The organism is Streptomyces sp. NPDC042371 (assembly GCF_056437465.1).
Window position 1 is genome coordinate 85,359 of record NZ_JBWKAP010000015.1, and the last position, 15,492, is coordinate 100,850.

A 15,492-nucleotide genomic window follows, 5' to 3' on the forward strand; every position below is an offset into this window, starting at 1 on the left:
GGTGCGTTTGTACGGGCCGCCTAGTCGGGCCCCGGAGCCCGTTGTACGTTCCTCCAGCCCAGGCCCCCCGCAGTGCGGGGGCACCCCTCTCTGACTGCGGGCCGATCCCGAACCTGCCCCGCCGCTCCGCGGCGGCCACCTCCCATCCGCCCACCCGTGCGCCCTGCGCCGTCGGGCGGGAGCGGGAGTAGGAGCGGGGTGGGGTGACTGCCCGGCGCCGTCGGGCGGGTGGGAAGTCGTTCGTCGGCGGCCCGGTCCAGGCGTAAGGCCAGGTCAGGGGGAGCTCCACCCTGACCCGGGTTTCGTGGGTGTTATTCGTTCGGGTACTCGTCCACCACCGTCGCGCCCAGTTCGCGGACGATCAGGTCGTGGCCGGAGAGGGCCGATTCCACCAGGTCCGGGTCGTCGTCCTCGGGGGTGTCGTCCTCGGGGGACACGTGTTCCGGGGCCGGGGGGGCGGGAGTGGGGGCCGGGGTGGGCTCCGGGGGTGGCGGGGGCGGTGTGTACGCGGCCGCGGGGGGCGGTGACGGCTGTTGCGGGGGTGCGGCGGGGCGGTGGGCCGCCGGGGAGCCGCCGCCGAAGTTTCCCGCGGCGGGCGGGGGCGCGGAGCCGCCGGACGGGTCGACGATCGCCTCGACCTTCCACTGCACGCCGAACTGCTCGGACATCGCCTGCCGCAGCACGTCCTCGCTGCCGCTGCTCGCGAAGTTGTCCCGCGCGCCCGCGTTGACGAAGCCGATCTGCAGGGTCGTCCCGTCGAACCCGGCCACCTGCGCGTTCTGGCTGAGCAGGATCCAGGTGAAGCGGCGGCGGTTCTTCACCGCCTCCAGGATGTTCGGCCACAGGGTGCGCGGGTCGGGTCCGCCCGCGGGTGCCGCCGCCATCGGCGCGGGCGCCGGGGAGGCCGCCGGGGCCGGAGCCTGCGGGGCGGAGGCGGGCGGTGCGGCGGGGGCGCCGCTGCCCGTGGACGCCGCCGTCGGCCAGCCGCCCGGGCGGGGCGCCGACGACGGCTGGGCGGGAGCCACCGGTGCCGCCGGTGCCGCCGGTGCCGCCGGGCCGCTGCCCGGCGCGGAGGCGGTCGGCCAGCCGCCGGGCCGCCGCTCCTCCGCCGGGGCGGCGGTGGCCGCGGGAGCCTGAGGCTGCGCGGCGGGGGGCGGGGTGGCGGGAGCCGACGGCGGGGTCGGGGCCGGGGCGCTCGGCTCCGGGGCAGGGGCAGAGGGCTGGGCAGCCTGAGGGGTGCCCGCCCCCCGTACCGCCGCACGCGCCGCCGCAGGGCCGCCACCAGGAGGCACGGGCGGCCCCTGCGGAACCTGCGGGACCTGGGGAGACTGCGCGGGCCCGCCCGCGGGCATGGGCACCCCGGGCTGCTGCACGCCCGCGTGGGCCTCGGGCCCGGGAACGTACCCCATCGCGGGGCCGGGGCCCTGGCCGCCGGGCACGAAGTTCCCTCCGCGCTCCAGGCGTTCGAGGCGGGCCATGACCGAGCGCGAGTCGTCGTACGCCGCCGGGAGCAGCACGCGTGCGCAGATCAGCTCGAGCTGGAGCCGCGGGGACGTGGCGCCGCGCATCTCCGTCAGGCCCTCGTTCACGAGATCCGCGGCGCGGCTGAGCTCGGCGCCGCCGAAGACACCGGCCTGCGCCTGCATCCGCTCGACGACGTCCGCCGGAGCGTCGATGAGCCCCTTCTCGGCGGCGTCCGGCACGGCGGCGAGGATCACGAGGTCCCGCAGCCGCTCCAGGAGGTCCGCGACGAAGCGGCGCGGGTCGTTGCCGCCCTCGATGACGCGGTCCACGACCTCGAAGGCCGCCGCCCCGTCCCCGGAGGCGAAGGCCTCGATGACGGAGTCGAGCAGCGAGCCGTCCGTGTACCCGAGGAGGGAGGTCGCCATGGCATACGTCACACCGTCCTCGCGCGCACTGGCGAGGAGCTGGTCCATGACGGACATGGAGTCACGCACGGAACCCGCACCGGCCCGCACGACCAGCGGGAACACACCGTCCTCGACGGCCATGTCCTCGCGGCCGCAGACCTCGGCGAGATAGTCCCGGAGGGTGCCCGGAGGCACCAGCCGGAACGGGTAGTGGTGCGTGCGCGACCGGATCGTGCCGATGACCTTCTCGGGCTCGGTCGTCGCGAAGATGAACTTGAGGTGCTCCGGGGGCTCCTCGACCACCTTCAGGAGGGCGTTGAAGCCCGCCGAGGTGACCATGTGGGCCTCATCGATGATGTAGATCTTGTACCGACTCGACGCGGGGCCGAAGAAGGCCTTCTCGCGCAGGTCACGGGCGTCGTCGACACCACCGTGCGACGCGGCGTCGATCTCGATGACGTCGATCGAGCCCGGCCCGTTCCTCGCCAGGTCGAGGCAGGACTGGCACTCCCCGCAGGGCGTGGGAGTGGGACCCTGCTCACAGTTGAGACAGCGGGCCAGGATGCGCGCGCTGGTCGTCTTGCCGCAGCCGCGCGGGCCACTGAACAGGTAGGCATGGTTGACCCGGTTGTTCCGCAGCGCCTGCTGCAGCGGGTCGGTCACATGCTCCTGCCCGATGACCTCGGCGAACGACTCCGGGCGATAGCGGCGGTACAAGGCGAGAGACGACACGTATACGAGGTTATAGGCGACCACTGACAACCTGGACCGCCCCAACGCAAAGCGCCCCCCACGCACCCGCCAGAGCCAACCTACCCTTGCTGCCTTCCGGCCCTGGGGGAGTTCAGTCAGATAGCGCCACGTGAGGGGCTGGCCCCCACAGTAGCGGATCCCCGGGGCCGGAAGCGACGCCGGGAGGAACCGTTCCGACCTCGGGAGCCCGCCGAGCGGATCGTGTTCGCGAGCACTCCCCAACGTCTTGTATTGTTTGCCGCGGAGGATTCGCCTAGTGGCCTAGGGCGCACGCTTGGAAAGCGTGTTGGGGGCAACCCCTCACGAGTTCGAATCTCGTATCCTCCGCAGCCGCCTGAACAGGCGCAACGAGAACCCCGGTCCGCTGAGCGGCCGGGGTTCTCTGCATGCCCTGGTCTCAGAAGCGGGTTTCTGCCGGTCCGAGATGTGCGCGTCCCCTGCGATGCGCCATTCTGGGGCCTGTGCAGGAGCGGTTCCGGTTCGGAGCCCGACGGCACTCGTCTCGTGAGGTGTCCCATCGGCAAGCCCAGTGGATCAACTCTGGCCACGTGGCTGAGTGGTCTGGAAGTCGACCAGCTCGGACGGATCCTGGCGGCTCGCCCGGATGCTGTGTCTCCGCCAGAACCACGATCGTTCGGGGAACTTGCGGACCGTCTTCAGCGCCCGGCGTCGGTGGCTCCGGTACTGGCGGAGCTCGCGCTGCCGCATCTGCAGGTGGCCGAGGCCCTGGCGGCACTGGGCCCCTGCGCCTGCTGGCACCGACCGTGCTGGTCAGCCGGACCCCGCTCGACAAGACCCTCGCCGCACTCAGGGCCGCGGGCTACGCCCCCGTCGCCGAGACGGCCGACGGGACCGTACGCCTCGAAAAGGCCCAGCGCCTCCGTGCCACCACCCCGGCCCTGCCACGGCTCCCGGGCCAACGCCGGCGGTCCGTGTCGACGGTGCCTCCGGCGGCCATCGACCTCAGCGCCCTGGCCGCCAGGCTACGGGCCGCCTCCCCGACGCCCCCGGCTCCCGACCCGTTCGGCACCGGGATCCCCTACGGCACGGACACCGAGGAGATCGTCGCCGGGTACGCGAAGAACCTGACGTACAGCGATGTCCGCCAGCTCGCTCACGCCGTCGACACCGGCACGGCCATCACGGTCGAGTACGTCGCCGCCTCGGGCAACCGGACCGTACGCGCCCTCAGCGAGCTCGATCTCGACCCGCCCCACCTGTATGCCTGGTGCCATCTGCGCGACGACGAACGGGTCTTCACTCTCTCCCGCATCCACGGCGTCATGCCCGGGTAGCCGGGCCCAACGCTGCGACGAGCCTCCACTACGATCGCCGATCGTGGACTGGGTCGAGCGCACCGCGCAGCTGAGGCAGTGGACGAGGAGCGGGACGCGCGCACCGCACAAGCCGCTCCTGTTCCTGTACGCACTCAGCCGGTTTCGACAAGACGCCGACGGCGAGCTGCGGTACAGCGCGGTGGAGCAGGATCTGCGGCGGCTGCTCGACGAGTACGGGCCCGGTAACCGGACGACGCCCGCCTATCCCTTCCATCACCTGGTGAGTGACGGGGTGTGGGAGGTGCGCACCGAGCGCGGGCCAGGGAGCCCCGGGACCGGGGTCAGGGAGCTGCGGGCGTCCGGCGCCGCGGGGCGGCTGACGCCTCAACTGCGGGCGGCACTGCGGCGGGAGCCGTCCCTGCTCGGCCGGATGACACGGGTACTGCTCGACCTGAACTTCCCGCCCTCCCTCCACGGCGAGCTGTGCGAAGCCGTCGGTCTGGAGCTGGAGGAGGCCGAAACCGGACAGCTCTCGGCCGCGCGCAGACAGCGGGACCGGCGGATGCGGGAGACGGTCCTGACCGCGTACGAGTACCAGTGCGCCTTCTGCGGGTACGACGGCAGGATCGGCACAGTGCCAGTCGGCCTTGAGGCCGCCCATGTGCGCTGGTGGGCATTCGACGGACCGGACGACGTCGACAACGGGCTGTGCCTGTGTTCGCTGCACCACAAGCTCTTCGACAAGGGTGTGCTCGGTCTCGGTGAGGGCCATGGCGAGGGCCACCGCATCCTGGTCTCACAAGGCTTCGTCGGGCGCAGCACCGCTGCCCGCGAGCACGTCATCATGCTCGCCGGCCGTCCGGTCATCGGTCCCCAGCCGGGCGTCCGCCCCATCGCCGCCACCCACCGCTCCTGGCACACCAGCCAGGTCTTCCACGGCAGCCCACGCCCTGCCACGACCCTCTGACCGCCGATCTGACGGTCGCCTCAACGCACTGGTAAGCAACGCGATACCAAGAGTATGGTCTCTTGTATGGCGACGACCAAGAAGGTCACGGTGACGATCCCCGAGGATCTCCTGGACGAGATCCGTGCGGAAGCGGCGGAGCGGGGCCTATCGGCATACGTTGCCGAAGCGCTGCGCTTCAAGCGCGACCGGGACCGGCTGCGGGAACTGTCCGACTGGCTGCAGGAGGAACACGGGCCCCTCACCGAGGAGGAGCGCACCACAACGTTCGAGGAACTGGCGGAGCTCGATGCCGAACACGAGCGCCGCCGCGCCACTGGAGCACATGGTTCCGGAGAGGCCGCGTGAAGAAACGGGCCGGTGAGCGCGGGCAGCGACCACTGCGCGTCTTCGTACTCGACTGCGAAGCCCTGTCCCTGGCCGTGCGCGGCGACCGGAGGATGATCGCGTGGCTCGACCTCGCGGCCCGGGGCGAAGCCGAGGTGGTGACGTCCCCCATGACGCTGGTCGAGGCGTACGACGGCAGAACCACCGAACAGCGTTGGGACTGGGTGCTCTCCCGGCTCAAGGTCGCCGACATCGGAAAGGACGAGGCGCGCCAAGCCCGCCGCCTGCTGGCGGATACCAAGCTGCATGGGCACAAGTACGCGATCGACGCGGTACTCGCCGTCATCGCACGCCAGCAGAAGGGGCAGGTCACCGTCTTCGCCTCGGACGTGGACGACCTGGAGAAGCTGGTCCCGGACGCGATCGTCGTCAAGAAGGTCTGACCCGGCGCTCTGGTCTCGATTCTGGCCTCATCCACCCGCGTCCAGCGTCGTTCACCAACCGTCCGATGCCCGACTCCGTGCCAGCGACCCCTCACGAGTTCGAATCTCGTATTCTCCGGCACCCGCCCGCAAGGGCACACGAAGGCCCACTTGGCTGGTGTCTCAGCCAGGCTCTGCGGCGCCTCATCCGGGGCTCTCATCACCCTCCAGCAGGTCTACATCTGTTAGCTCCTCCGCTGGCGACGCCCCCTCACACTTGATCGTGACAAACGGGCAGCCACCCCAAACGCATGCGAGATATACTCGATGCCAGACTTGATATCCATGGAGGTGCATAGATGAGTCGAACCGTGATCGATCTCGATGACGAGCTGGTGGCCGCCGTGGCCAAGGCGCTCGGCACTGGCACCAAGAAGGAAACCGTCAACACCGCCCTCCGCGAGGTACTGGAGAACCGACGGCGAGCGCTCGCGCTCACCCGCCTGCGTACCGCGGCCGGCGAGGGCGCCTTCGACCTGGATCTCTTCGAGGACAAGGGGAACTACCGCCGGTGAACGCGGCCCAGTTCCTGATCGACACCAGCGCGCTCGCCCGGTTCATGCGCAGTGACGCGGAGCAGTACGGATGGGACCAAGCCGCCGCGGCCGGACTGATCGCCACGTGCCCCATCACCGAGTTGGAGTTCTTCTACAGCGCCCGTTCCGCCCAGGATCGGGCACAAGGCATCGAAGACATGCGGATGATCTTCGGCTGGGCTCCGGTCGACGATCGCGCTTACACCCGCGCTCGGCAGGTGCAGGAAGCCCTGACCAAGCGGGGGCAGCACCGCAGTGCGGGGGCCGTCGACCTCGTGGTGGCTGCGACGGCGGAGCTGCAGGGACTGACGCTGCTGCATCGCCATCGGGACTTCGAGTGCATCGCAGCTGTCACGGGGCAGGCACTCCAGTGGTACGGGCCTGAGCCGGGCAAGTAGTGGCGCCTGGTTGCAGTTCTAACCCCACCCACCCCATCTACACCGCAGGTCAGGGCGCTCCCGTACCCTCCAGAACGGTCGGACCCTTCGTCGTTCCGTTCGGATCAGGCCGTCTCCTAGCCGGGCAGCGAAGCCATACGCAGGCGGAAGCAGCGGCCAACAGCAGGCACGCCCGGTACGTCTCAGCCAAAGCCCGACCCGCTCTCACCGTCACCAGTCGGTCACGGATAGCGTTGCTTCGCTTGAGTTAACCCTCACCTCACCGGAGACAACAGTGACTCGCTCGACCCGGCGCGTGGCGGCCGCGCTCACGGCCTCCGCCGCCCTGTTGCTGACCGCCTGTGGCGGATCGGACGACAGCAAGGACAACGACAAGATCGCCGGCGCTGACGCGGGCAGCGAGAAGTCGGCGTCGTCTTCACCGTCCGCGTCGGCGGATGGCATCGACCGGCCGGAGATCAAGCTGCCCTCTGACGTGAAGCTCACTTTCACTCCAGAACGGGCGGGGGATTCCGTCAAGGACGCGGTCCTGCGGGACAACGCGGACATGATTCGTGCGCTCAACATGGCCATCGTGGCTGGAGATCCTCAGCTGCCCGCCCTGGAGTTCTACACCGAGGGCGAGGGTGCTGTGGCCGCCCGGGACTGGGCGAAGTCGTTCAAGGACGCGGGCTGGACCGTCACCGGGACGGTGCGCTATTTCGACCGGAACGTGAAGGTCAAGTCCAAGGACAGCGCGGCGATCGGATACTGCGCCGACGAGAGCAAGGGCTTCAGCCGAGACGTCAAGACGGACGAGATCAAGCGGACGAAGGTGACGAAGGACAGCTACGTCGCCTACAGCGCTCAGCTCAGGAAGAACGAGCAGGGGGTCTGGGAACTCATGAAGATGGCATCCACTCGCGGCGCGGCGGACTGCCAGCCGTGAGTCGACGCCTCCGTACCGCCGCGCTAGTGGTCGTAGCGGGAGCGACCTGGCTGTGCGCGGCGCCTGCCGCCGTCGCAGACCAAAAGCCTCCTGGTGGAGGAGGCTCGTTCGGTGGCGGGCCGGGAAGCGACGCCAGCGTCTCCGGCGATGCCAGCGGTTCCGCCCTCTCGGCGTCGGCCAAGGGGATCGTCTACGACTTCTCGAACAACGGAAAGGGCAGCTCCGCCGGTCCCGTCACTTCGTCTTCCGCAACGTGGGCTCCCCCGGCCTGCTACTACGCTCCCAAGTACACCCCGAAGTCACTTGAGGGGTACATGCGGTACCAGTGGATGGGCACATCGACTACTGAAGAGTGGGACAAGAAGACGCAGGGCCAGTACGTCGACAAGGGCGGCGACTCGGACAAGGACTTCAACAAGGACAAAGCCGGCAAGGGGGCTTGGTGGGGCGCCTTCGTGACCGAGGGGCGAGAGGCTGACCCCGCGGCGCAGGACTGCGACAAGATCCCCTTCTGGGTCGACAAGGGGGACGCTCCTCCCGCTGACGCCCCGCAGGCCGTCACCCCGGAAATCCTCGCGCAACTCGCCTACTCCGAGATTCGTGTACCCGGTACGAAGGTTGACTTGAAGCCGCAGAACAAGTCGACGGTGAATCTGCCGACGTGGGCGTGGCTTGAGGAGGCAGAGTTCAAGCCGGTGTCAGTCACCGCTTCCGTTCCCGGGACCGGGATCGAAGCAACGAGCACAGCCGAGCCCGCCGCACTCAAGATCGAACCGGGGACGCCAGACGCCGAACTGCACCCGGCCTCCGGACAGTGCCCTATCGAAGGCGGCCGCATCGGCGTGCCGTACCGCAAGGGCAACAGTGGCGACACCCCTCCGTGCGGCGTGACGTACTTGCGGGCGTCCGGCGACGACGCGTATCAACTCAAGGCCACCGTCACCTGGAAGATCCATTGGACGGGAACCGGGGTCGAGGGCGAGCAGAGGCTGCCTGATGGCGTGTTCGGCACTGAACAGGACGTCGTCGTGCAGGAGATCCAGTCCATCAACCGCTGACCGAGGCCGTCGGCCGGTCGGCACACCATGCTCAGAACTACCTTGACCCGCGGGGGCGGACGCGTATGTCGGACCTGAAGAAGGACGCGGAATCGCTGCACAAGGCGGCCTCCGCGCTGAGCAAGGCGGAGGACCACACCCGCAAGCCGCTGCACGACTTCAAAGCCGCTTCGCACGATCTGTCCGCGTTCGGGGTGCTGGGTGCGCTGATGAGCGCCAAGGACGACATCCAGGACGGCATGGACACCGTCGCCAGGCTCACCAAGAGCCTGCACAAGGAGTGGGAGGCCGAGGCCAAGTTCATGGGCGACGTCTCCGACGCCTTCGACCTGCTGGACGTCCTGCTGAGCACAGCGGCACGCGCCAAGAAGGGCTGAGTCGTACATGGGCTTCGACATCATCCCCGGCGACCTCGACGTCGGCGACCTCAACCCGCTGCACTGGATCAACAAGGCCAACCACGCCTTCGGTGACACCCTCGCCAGCGGCCTGGAGTTCCTCGGCATCACCGACCCTCTCGTCGACCCCGACGGCATCCGCGAGATAGCCAAGCAGTGGCGGGCCCTGGCCAAGGGCCTCGACGCCGCAGCCCACGACGCCGAGACCGCACTCAAGGACCTGGAGTGGGAGGGCAAAGCCGCCAAGGCCCTGCACAAGCGGGCCAAGACCGCCCGCACGCAGGCCACCAACATGGCCGACTCGCTGCGGGACGGTGCCAAGGCACTGGACGACTTCGCCGACGAGGCCCACGAACTCCTCACCGAGATCGGCGTGATCCTCGCGGAGATCGCCGAGTTCGAGATCGCAAGCCTGAGCCTGATGGTGCTGACCGGCGGCCTGTCCATGATCGCCGGGAACCTCGCGGCCGGTGCCCGGGCCGCGAAGGTCGTGGCACTGATCGCCCGGATCGAGAAGTCCGGCACCCGCATGGCCTCGGTCATCCGCACCGTGATGGAGGCGTTCCGCGGCCTGGAGCGGGCGCTGAAGGCCCTCGGCGAGATCAAGACGATCGCCAAGGCAGGCAAACTCGCGGGCGAGGGGATGAAGTTCTCCGCCTTCGACGCGTTGTTGCAGGATCCGGGGACGTTCAAGAATCCGGAGAAACTGGCGGAGACCCTGGCTCTGGGAGCCGCCTTCGGAGTCGGTGCGGGCGGCCTGGGCAAGCTTCTCGGCAAGGGCCTGGGCAAGCTCAAACCCAGCGAACTCTCCAAGGTTGGCAAAGCGTTGAAACTGGACGGCTCCGGCCTGTCCCGGCTGAAACTGCGGCCCTCGGAGATGGAGAAGCTGCCCGCCTCCATCCGAGCGGTCATCAAGAAGTTCGACCGTGACCCGATCGACGTAGCCACCGGCGACATGCTGTTGCCACAGACCGACGTTGAGTTGCCAGGCACCTTGCCCTTGCTACTGGAGCGCACCCATCTGTCTTCGTACCGCTGGGGCGGCTGGTTCGGGCCGTCCTGGGCATCCACTCTCGACCAGCGCTTGCAGGCCACCGACGACGGCATCACCTACGCCACGCCCGACGGCGCACGCTTGGTCTTCCCGCTGCCGGACCCTGATGCGGACGAGCCCGTTTACCCGGAGACCGGGCAGCGAATATCCCTGACCTGGGACAGCACAGTAGACGGCGCACTACGCATCACCGACCCGGCCTCAGGGCTGAGCTACACCTTCCATACCCCACAGCTCACGCAAGAGGACGATGCGGTCGACCTCCCCTTGCAGCGGGTCGAGGACCGCAACGGCCAACGCATCACTGTCCTGTACGCGGACGACGGCACTCCAGTCGAAGTCACCCACTCCGGCGGCTACCGCATTGCCCTAGATCGCCATCGTGACCTCCCTCGGATTTCGGGCCTGCGCCTGCTCGACCCTGAGCACCCGGAATCCGACAGCACCACACTGGTGTCGTACGGCTACAACGAAGATGGGCACCTCATCGAGGTCACCAACTCCTCCGGCCTGCCTCTGCGGTTCAGTTATGACGGCTCGGGGCGGATCACCTCTTGGACCGACCGCAACGACACCGTCTACGCGTACACCTACGACGAGCAAGGTCGGGTCACCCTCACCGAGGGCAGCGACGGCTTCCTCTCGGGCACCCTCACCTATGACGACCCCAACCTCACGACCACGGTCACCAACTCCCTCGGCCACACCACTCGCTACGAACACAACGAAGCGCTGCGCCTCATTCGCGAGACGGATCCGCTGGGCAACACCACCCGCCAAGAATGGGACACAGACCACCAGCTGACCGCCGTCATCGATCCGCTGGGACACACCACTCGTTTCCGCTACGACGAGTGGGGCCGCGAAGTATCGACCATCCGTCCGGACGGCCAGGAAGTCTCGATTGCGTACGGCGAGCTCGGCCTGCCGGTATCGGTCATCGAAGCCGACGGATCTGAGTGGCATCAGGAGTACGACGAGCGAGGAAACCTCGTCCAAGTCTCCGATCCAGCCGGGTCTGTGACTCGGGCTGCTTACAACGCTGTTGGCCATCTCACCTCGGTCACGGACGCGCTCGGGCATACCACTCGCGTGCGTTGTAATGCCGCCGGGCTCCCGAACAGCATCACCGACCCGCTCGGTGCGACTACACGATTCGAGCGGGACAGTTTGGGGCGACCCACCAGCTTCGCAGATGAGCTTGGAAACGTGACGCGTCTGGAGTGGACGACCGAGGGCAGAATCGCCCGCCGAACCGCACCGGATGGTGGTACTGAAACATGGGACTACGACGGCGAGGGAAACTGCACCAGCCACTCTGACGCAACGGGCTCAGTGTCGCGCTTCGAGTACACCCACTTCGATCTGCTTGCCGCACGCACCGACCCAGACGGCATCCGGCACACCTTCGCACACGACACTGAGCTACGTCTCACCAAGGTCACCAACCCTCGAGGCCTGACTTGGAATTACACGTACGACCGTGCAGGCCGTCTGCTCTCCGAGTCGGACTTCGATGAACGCGTACTCGACTACCGATATGACGCGGCTGGTCGGCTCCTTGGCCGCACAAACTCACTTGGTCTGACAGCCCAGTTCGAGCATGACGCTCTTGGGCAGACCACGAGCCAGACGATCAACGGTGTCACCACAGCCTTCGCCTACGATCCCGCTGGTCAACTCACTCAGGCTGTTGCTCCGGACTCGTCAGTCGACATGCGGTATGGCGTCAACGGCCAACTGCTGTCTGAAACCGTCAACGGCCGAACGATCACGTACCGTTACGACGGTTTGGGGCGCCGTACCAGTCGCACAACTCCGAGCGGCGCTACCAGCACCTGGTCCTATGATGCCGCAGGCAATCACACCCTCCTGAATACCGCAGGACGGACAATCGCCTTCGAATACAACTCTGCGGGCCAGGAGACGGGCCGACACATCGGCAGGTCCGTTGCCATATCCAATATCTTCGACGAAACAGGTCGCCTCAGTCGTCAGTCGGTCACAGGCGGCAACGGACGCACCATCCGTCAACGCGCCTACCACTACCGCGTTGACGGCTATCTGACTCAGGTCGACGATCGGCAGGAGGGCACCAGGCACTTCGATCTCGACCGGGCTGGGCAGGTCACCGCGGTCCGGGCAAGAGGCTGGTCCGAGCGCTATGCGTACGACGAGGCAGGCAACCAGACGGCGGCCTCCTGGCCGACTGCTCACGCGGGCGGGGAAGCCGTTGGCACCCGCACCTACGCGGGCACCCGAATTACGAGGGCCGGAGGCGTCCGTTACGAGCATGACGCCCTCGGCCGCATCGTCCTACGCCAGAAGACCCGCCTGTCCCGCAAGCCCGACACATGGCGCTACACGTGGGATGCCGAGGATCGCCTGGCCTCGGTAACCACCCCAGACGGAACCCGATGGACCTATACCTACGACCCGCTGGGCCGACGGACCTCCAAGCAGCGCCTGTCCCCGGATGGCGCGGCGGTAGTTGAGCAGATCGAATTCGTCTGGGACGGCACTACCCTCTGCGAACAGACCTCGGTCTCTAGGGAGCTACCAAACGCGGTTACCCTCACCTGGGACCATCAAGGTCTAAAGCCGATCGCCCAAACGGAACGCGTCACCGCCGACGGCGTACCGCAGAAGGAGATCGACTCCCGGTTCTTCGCCATCGTCACCGACTTGGTCGGCACCCCCAGCGAACTTCTGGACGAATTCGGTGACGTCGCCTGGCACACTCGCACCACTCTGTGGGGCTCGACCACCTGGGCAGCTGACAGCACCGCATACACACCGCTGCGGTTCCCTGGGCAGTACTTCGATCCGGAGACCGGCCTTCACTACAACTACTTCCGGACCTACGATCCCGAAACTGCCCGCTACCTCACCCCTGACCCTCTCGGGCTGACGCCTGCGCCCAACCCAACCACGTACGTCCGTAACCCACTAACATGGACAGACCCACTCGGACTCGCACCTTGTGCCCCTCCCCAGGTAGCGCACCAGGGCGACGGCGCGGGAAATGTATGGGCGAGTGACCTGAGCCATGTCACCGGCAAGACGGCAAAATCAAGGAATCGCGCAATCGACACAATCATCAGACGCGACTTCCCGAATCTTAAATTCACCCACAAGCCGCAATATAGCCCCTGGGCAAACACTGGAATGGCTAAGCCCAACGCTGGAACACAAATTGGACACAAGCGTTTCTCTAGCAGCAACGACCTTCGCAGCACCATCGTGCACGAAGAACTTCACCACCGGTGGTTTGCGCGCAACATCCCCAGCAGCACACACCATCCGCGGGATGGGTCAGGAAATTCCCGTCGGTTCTATGCAGTGGTCAACAGATATATGAGTATGCGAGGTTGGCAATGACCGAGCAAGCGACCAGGGTCACGGCAGCATGCGCCAACTGTACGCTCGCCTGCGAGGGCTGGGTGGTCCAAATTGCAGAGCAGGGGAGGCTGCGCTGGGAGACAGAATGGTCCTGCGATAACTGCGGAATTTCACACGACGGCGACTGGGGGCCTGCACCGGAAAACATTCGCAAAGCTCTCATCTCCGAGCATGGGGCGTCGTGCATTCGCGTTTCAGAGGCTGTCAGCCACGGAGGGAAGATCCTGAAGGTTTTCCGTGATGCCTTCGGGGTCCCTATCCAGGAGGCGAAGGCCTCGGCGAAAGAGCTCATGACGCGTGGATGGCAGGGGACTCAAGTTGAATCCGCCCTAGTCGCAGAACTCCTCACGGCATCCGGGATTAGCATTCAAGTATGCGAGCCCAAGGAAACTGAATAGTCCCTAGGGGAAGGGCAGCGGGTACAGGACCCGAAGTAACGACGTGGATATCGACCGAACGGTCGGGCGAAGGCTTGGAAAGCGTGTTGGGGGCAACCTCCCACGAGTTCGAATCTCGTATCCTCCGCACCCGCCCGCAAGGGCAGACGAAGGCCCCCACCGGTTCGCCGGTGGGGGCCTTCGTCGTTCTCCGACTCAGCTCAGCTCAGCTCACGCTCCGGGCGGCGCTCGCGTAAGGCGTCGTCCAGGGTCGGGGCGGGGTGGAAGCGTGTGGTGAGCCCGAGGATGCGCAGGATTCGCAGGATGGCGGGGTGGGGGCAGACCAGGAGCAGGTCGCCGCGTTGTGCCTCCAGGCGGCTGCGGGCGCGGCTGAGCAGGGCCAGGCCGGAGCAGTCGAAGAAGGTGACCGGCGTGAGGTCGATGACGATCAGCGTCTCGTAGGGCGTGGTCGCCGCGTCCAGGACCGGCAGGATCTTCAGCGCCGCCGCGATGTCGATCTCACCGTGGAACTCGATCACGGTGTGGCCGTGGGCCCGGTAGCTGCGCAGATGCCCGACAGGGGGCGGAACACCGTGGTTCATGGCGGCATCCTCACTGCGAACGGCCCACTCCCGGGGGCCGATGGTCGGGTGGGACGGGGAGCCACCGAGGTCCGGGGTGACGACGTGGAGAGCGCGGAGGGTGCAGGGGGTGCGGAGGGTGCAGGGGGTGCGGAGGGTGCAGGGGGTGCGGAGGGTGCAGGGGGTGCGGAGGGTGCGGAGGGATTTGGGGAGAAGGGGGAACCGGGTCCTCCGGGGGTGAGGCCGGAGAAAAAGGTTCCTACCGAGTGAGATGCCCCGATCGGGGTGATGTCCAACATAGCGCCTTGACAGAGTCTGGGAGCCAAGTCGGCGCGCACACCGCTGAGTTGAGGTTGCCGGAGCCCGGGGAGGACGCAATGGGTCAGACGGTGCGGATCGAGGCACTGCCCCACGCCCGGAACTACGACGCCCAGCGGGCGGTGCCGGTGGAGTCGCTGTTCTCGCTGACGCTGGAGACCCGGCGCATCGCGGGCAGTTATCAGGCCGTGGGCGATGTGGCCTGCGCCGTCCTGGCGACGGTCGGTGTCCCTGCCTGGCTGGTCAAGCGCATGGGGGACGCGACCCGCGTAGCCGCGCATTACGTCATCGGGCACAGCAGCGCGGCGAGCTATCGGCTTCAAGTGACGGTCGACAGCACCAGCATCGGTATCTCGGTCACCGACTACGACGACCGGGCAGGGGCGGCAGGGGCGGCAGGGGCGGCAGGGGCGCCCGCCTGGCTGCAGGTGGGGCGTGACAACACCCTTCAGGCGCCCGGACTCCCGCCCGGCACCGACGCGCTCAACGGCGACCCGGGCGCGGGCGCCACGGACGGGCTGCGCCTGCACCGCACCCCGGACGGCCACGTCCGGCTGGGCTGCCGGACCTCCTGGTACGGCCCGTCCGGGAACGGCATGTCCGAGAACGGCGCGTCCGGGAACGGCATGTCCGGGTACGGCCCGTCCGGGAACGCCACGCCCGGGTACGGCACGTCCGAGAACGGCGCGTCCGAGAACGGCACGCCCGGGAACGGCACGCCCGGGAACGGCACGCCCGGCGGGTGAGCCCCGGCTTTGACTCCCC

General features: G+C 67.7%; 12 protein-coding genes, 1 tRNA gene, 1 other RNA gene and 1 pseudogene. 12 read left to right on the top strand and 3 right to left on the bottom strand.

Translation table 11 applies throughout. From position 1 onward, the window contains the following. Positions 1-311 precede the first annotated feature (311 nt). Positions 312-2,603 (bottom strand): DNA polymerase III subunit gamma and tau, encoded by a 2,292-nt coding sequence (locus tag AC068B_RS34615; protein ID WP_478675480.1) that lies wholly within the window; start codon positions 2,601-2,603, stop codon positions 312-314. Positions 2,604-2,647: 44 nt separating this feature from the next. Further along, an RNA gene (gene ffs, locus AC068B_RS34620) (signal recognition particle sRNA small type) lies at positions 2,648-2,746 on the bottom strand. A gap of 120 nt (positions 2,747-2,866) precedes the next feature. Between ffs and AC068B_RS34625 the strand changes: the two genes are divergently transcribed. The 11 genes and pseudogenes from AC068B_RS34625 (at position 2,867) to AC068B_RS34675 (ending at position 13,430) form a co-directional block, all read left to right on the top strand. Continuing rightward, positions 2,867-2,951, top strand: a tRNA-Ser gene (locus tag AC068B_RS34625). 416 nt (positions 2,952-3,367) lie between these two features. Then, positions 3,368-3,919: pseudogene (locus AC068B_RS34630) on the top strand (WYL domain-containing protein); the annotation flags it as partial. Between the two features lie 43 nt (positions 3,920-3,962). Continuing rightward, entirely contained in the window at positions 3,963-4,868 is a 906-nt protein-coding gene (locus AC068B_RS34635; RefSeq protein ID WP_478675481.1) for a phosphorothioated DNA-binding restriction endonuclease, read from the top strand. Between the two features lie 66 nt (positions 4,869-4,934). Further along, positions 4,935-5,216, top strand: a complete 282-nt coding sequence (locus AC068B_RS34640) for a CopG family transcriptional regulator (RefSeq protein ID WP_478675482.1) — start codon at positions 4,935-4,937, stop codon at positions 5,214-5,216. Next, entirely contained in the window at positions 5,213-5,638 is a 426-nt protein-coding gene (locus AC068B_RS34645) for a hypothetical protein (protein WP_478675483.1), read from the top strand. Before AC068B_RS34640 ends, AC068B_RS34645 begins: the two co-directional genes overlap by 4 nt. Positions 5,639-5,976: 338 nt before the next feature. Then, positions 5,977-6,192 (top strand): type II toxin-antitoxin system VapB family antitoxin, encoded by a 216-nt coding sequence (locus tag AC068B_RS34650; protein ID WP_478675484.1) that lies wholly within the window; start codon positions 5,977-5,979, stop codon positions 6,190-6,192. Then, positions 6,189-6,611, top strand: a complete 423-nt coding sequence (locus AC068B_RS34655; protein WP_478675485.1) for a PIN domain-containing protein — start codon at positions 6,189-6,191, stop codon at positions 6,609-6,611. The genes AC068B_RS34650 and AC068B_RS34655 overlap by 4 nt, the downstream gene beginning before the upstream one ends. A gap of 274 nt (positions 6,612-6,885) precedes the next feature. After that, positions 6,886-7,539, top strand: a complete 654-nt coding sequence (locus AC068B_RS34660; RefSeq protein ID WP_478675486.1) for a hypothetical protein — start codon at positions 6,886-6,888, stop codon at positions 7,537-7,539. Further along, positions 7,527-8,597 carry a hypothetical protein gene (locus AC068B_RS34665; RefSeq protein WP_478675540.1) on the top strand — a complete coding sequence of 357 codons (1,071 nt, stop codon included), beginning with the start codon at positions 7,527-7,529 and terminating at the stop codon, positions 8,595-8,597. The genes AC068B_RS34660 and AC068B_RS34665 overlap by 13 nt, the downstream gene beginning before the upstream one ends. A 65-nt stretch (positions 8,598-8,662) precedes the next feature. After that, positions 8,663-8,974 (top strand): hypothetical protein, encoded by a 312-nt coding sequence (locus AC068B_RS34670; protein WP_478675487.1) that lies wholly within the window; start codon positions 8,663-8,665, stop codon positions 8,972-8,974. A 7-nt stretch (positions 8,975-8,981) separates the two neighbouring features. Next, entirely contained in the window at positions 8,982-13,430 is a 4,449-nt protein-coding gene (locus tag AC068B_RS34675) for a DUF6531 domain-containing protein (protein WP_478675488.1), read from the top strand. A gap of 619 nt (positions 13,431-14,049) precedes the next feature. On the opposite strand, the gene AC068B_RS34680 is transcribed toward AC068B_RS34675, so the two are convergent. Beyond that, positions 14,050-14,430, bottom strand: a complete 381-nt coding sequence (locus AC068B_RS34680) for an STAS domain-containing protein (RefSeq protein ID WP_478675489.1) — start codon at positions 14,428-14,430, stop codon at positions 14,050-14,052. Between the two features lie 356 nt (positions 14,431-14,786). On the opposite strand from AC068B_RS34680, the gene AC068B_RS34685 reads away from it, so the two are divergent. Then, positions 14,787-15,473 carry a hypothetical protein gene (locus AC068B_RS34685; RefSeq protein WP_478675490.1) on the top strand — a complete coding sequence of 229 codons (687 nt, stop codon included), beginning with the start codon at positions 14,787-14,789 and terminating at the stop codon, positions 15,471-15,473. The last annotated feature ends 19 nt before the right edge of the window (positions 15,474-15,492 follow it).

Bases quoted from the DNA above. Each gene is read 5' to 3' on its own strand.
- AC068B_RS34640 (WP_478675482.1), top strand. From the start codon at position 4,935: ATGGCGACGACCAAGAAGGTCACGGTGACGATCCCCGAGGATCTCCTG.
- AC068B_RS34650 (WP_478675484.1), top strand. From the start codon at position 5,977: ATGAGTCGAACCGTGATCGATCTCGATGACGAGCTGGTGGCCGCCGTG.
- AC068B_RS34670 (WP_478675487.1), top strand. From the start codon at position 8,663: ATGTCGGACCTGAAGAAGGACGCGGAATCGCTGCACAAGGCGGCCTCC.
- AC068B_RS34675 (WP_478675488.1), top strand. From the start codon at position 8,982: ATGGGCTTCGACATCATCCCCGGCGACCTCGACGTCGGCGACCTCAAC.
- AC068B_RS34680 (WP_478675489.1), bottom strand. From the start codon at position 14,430: ATGAACCACGGTGTTCCGCCCCCTGTCGGGCATCTGCGCAGCTACCGG.
- AC068B_RS34685 (WP_478675490.1), top strand. From the start codon at position 14,787: ATGGGTCAGACGGTGCGGATCGAGGCACTGCCCCACGCCCGGAACTAC.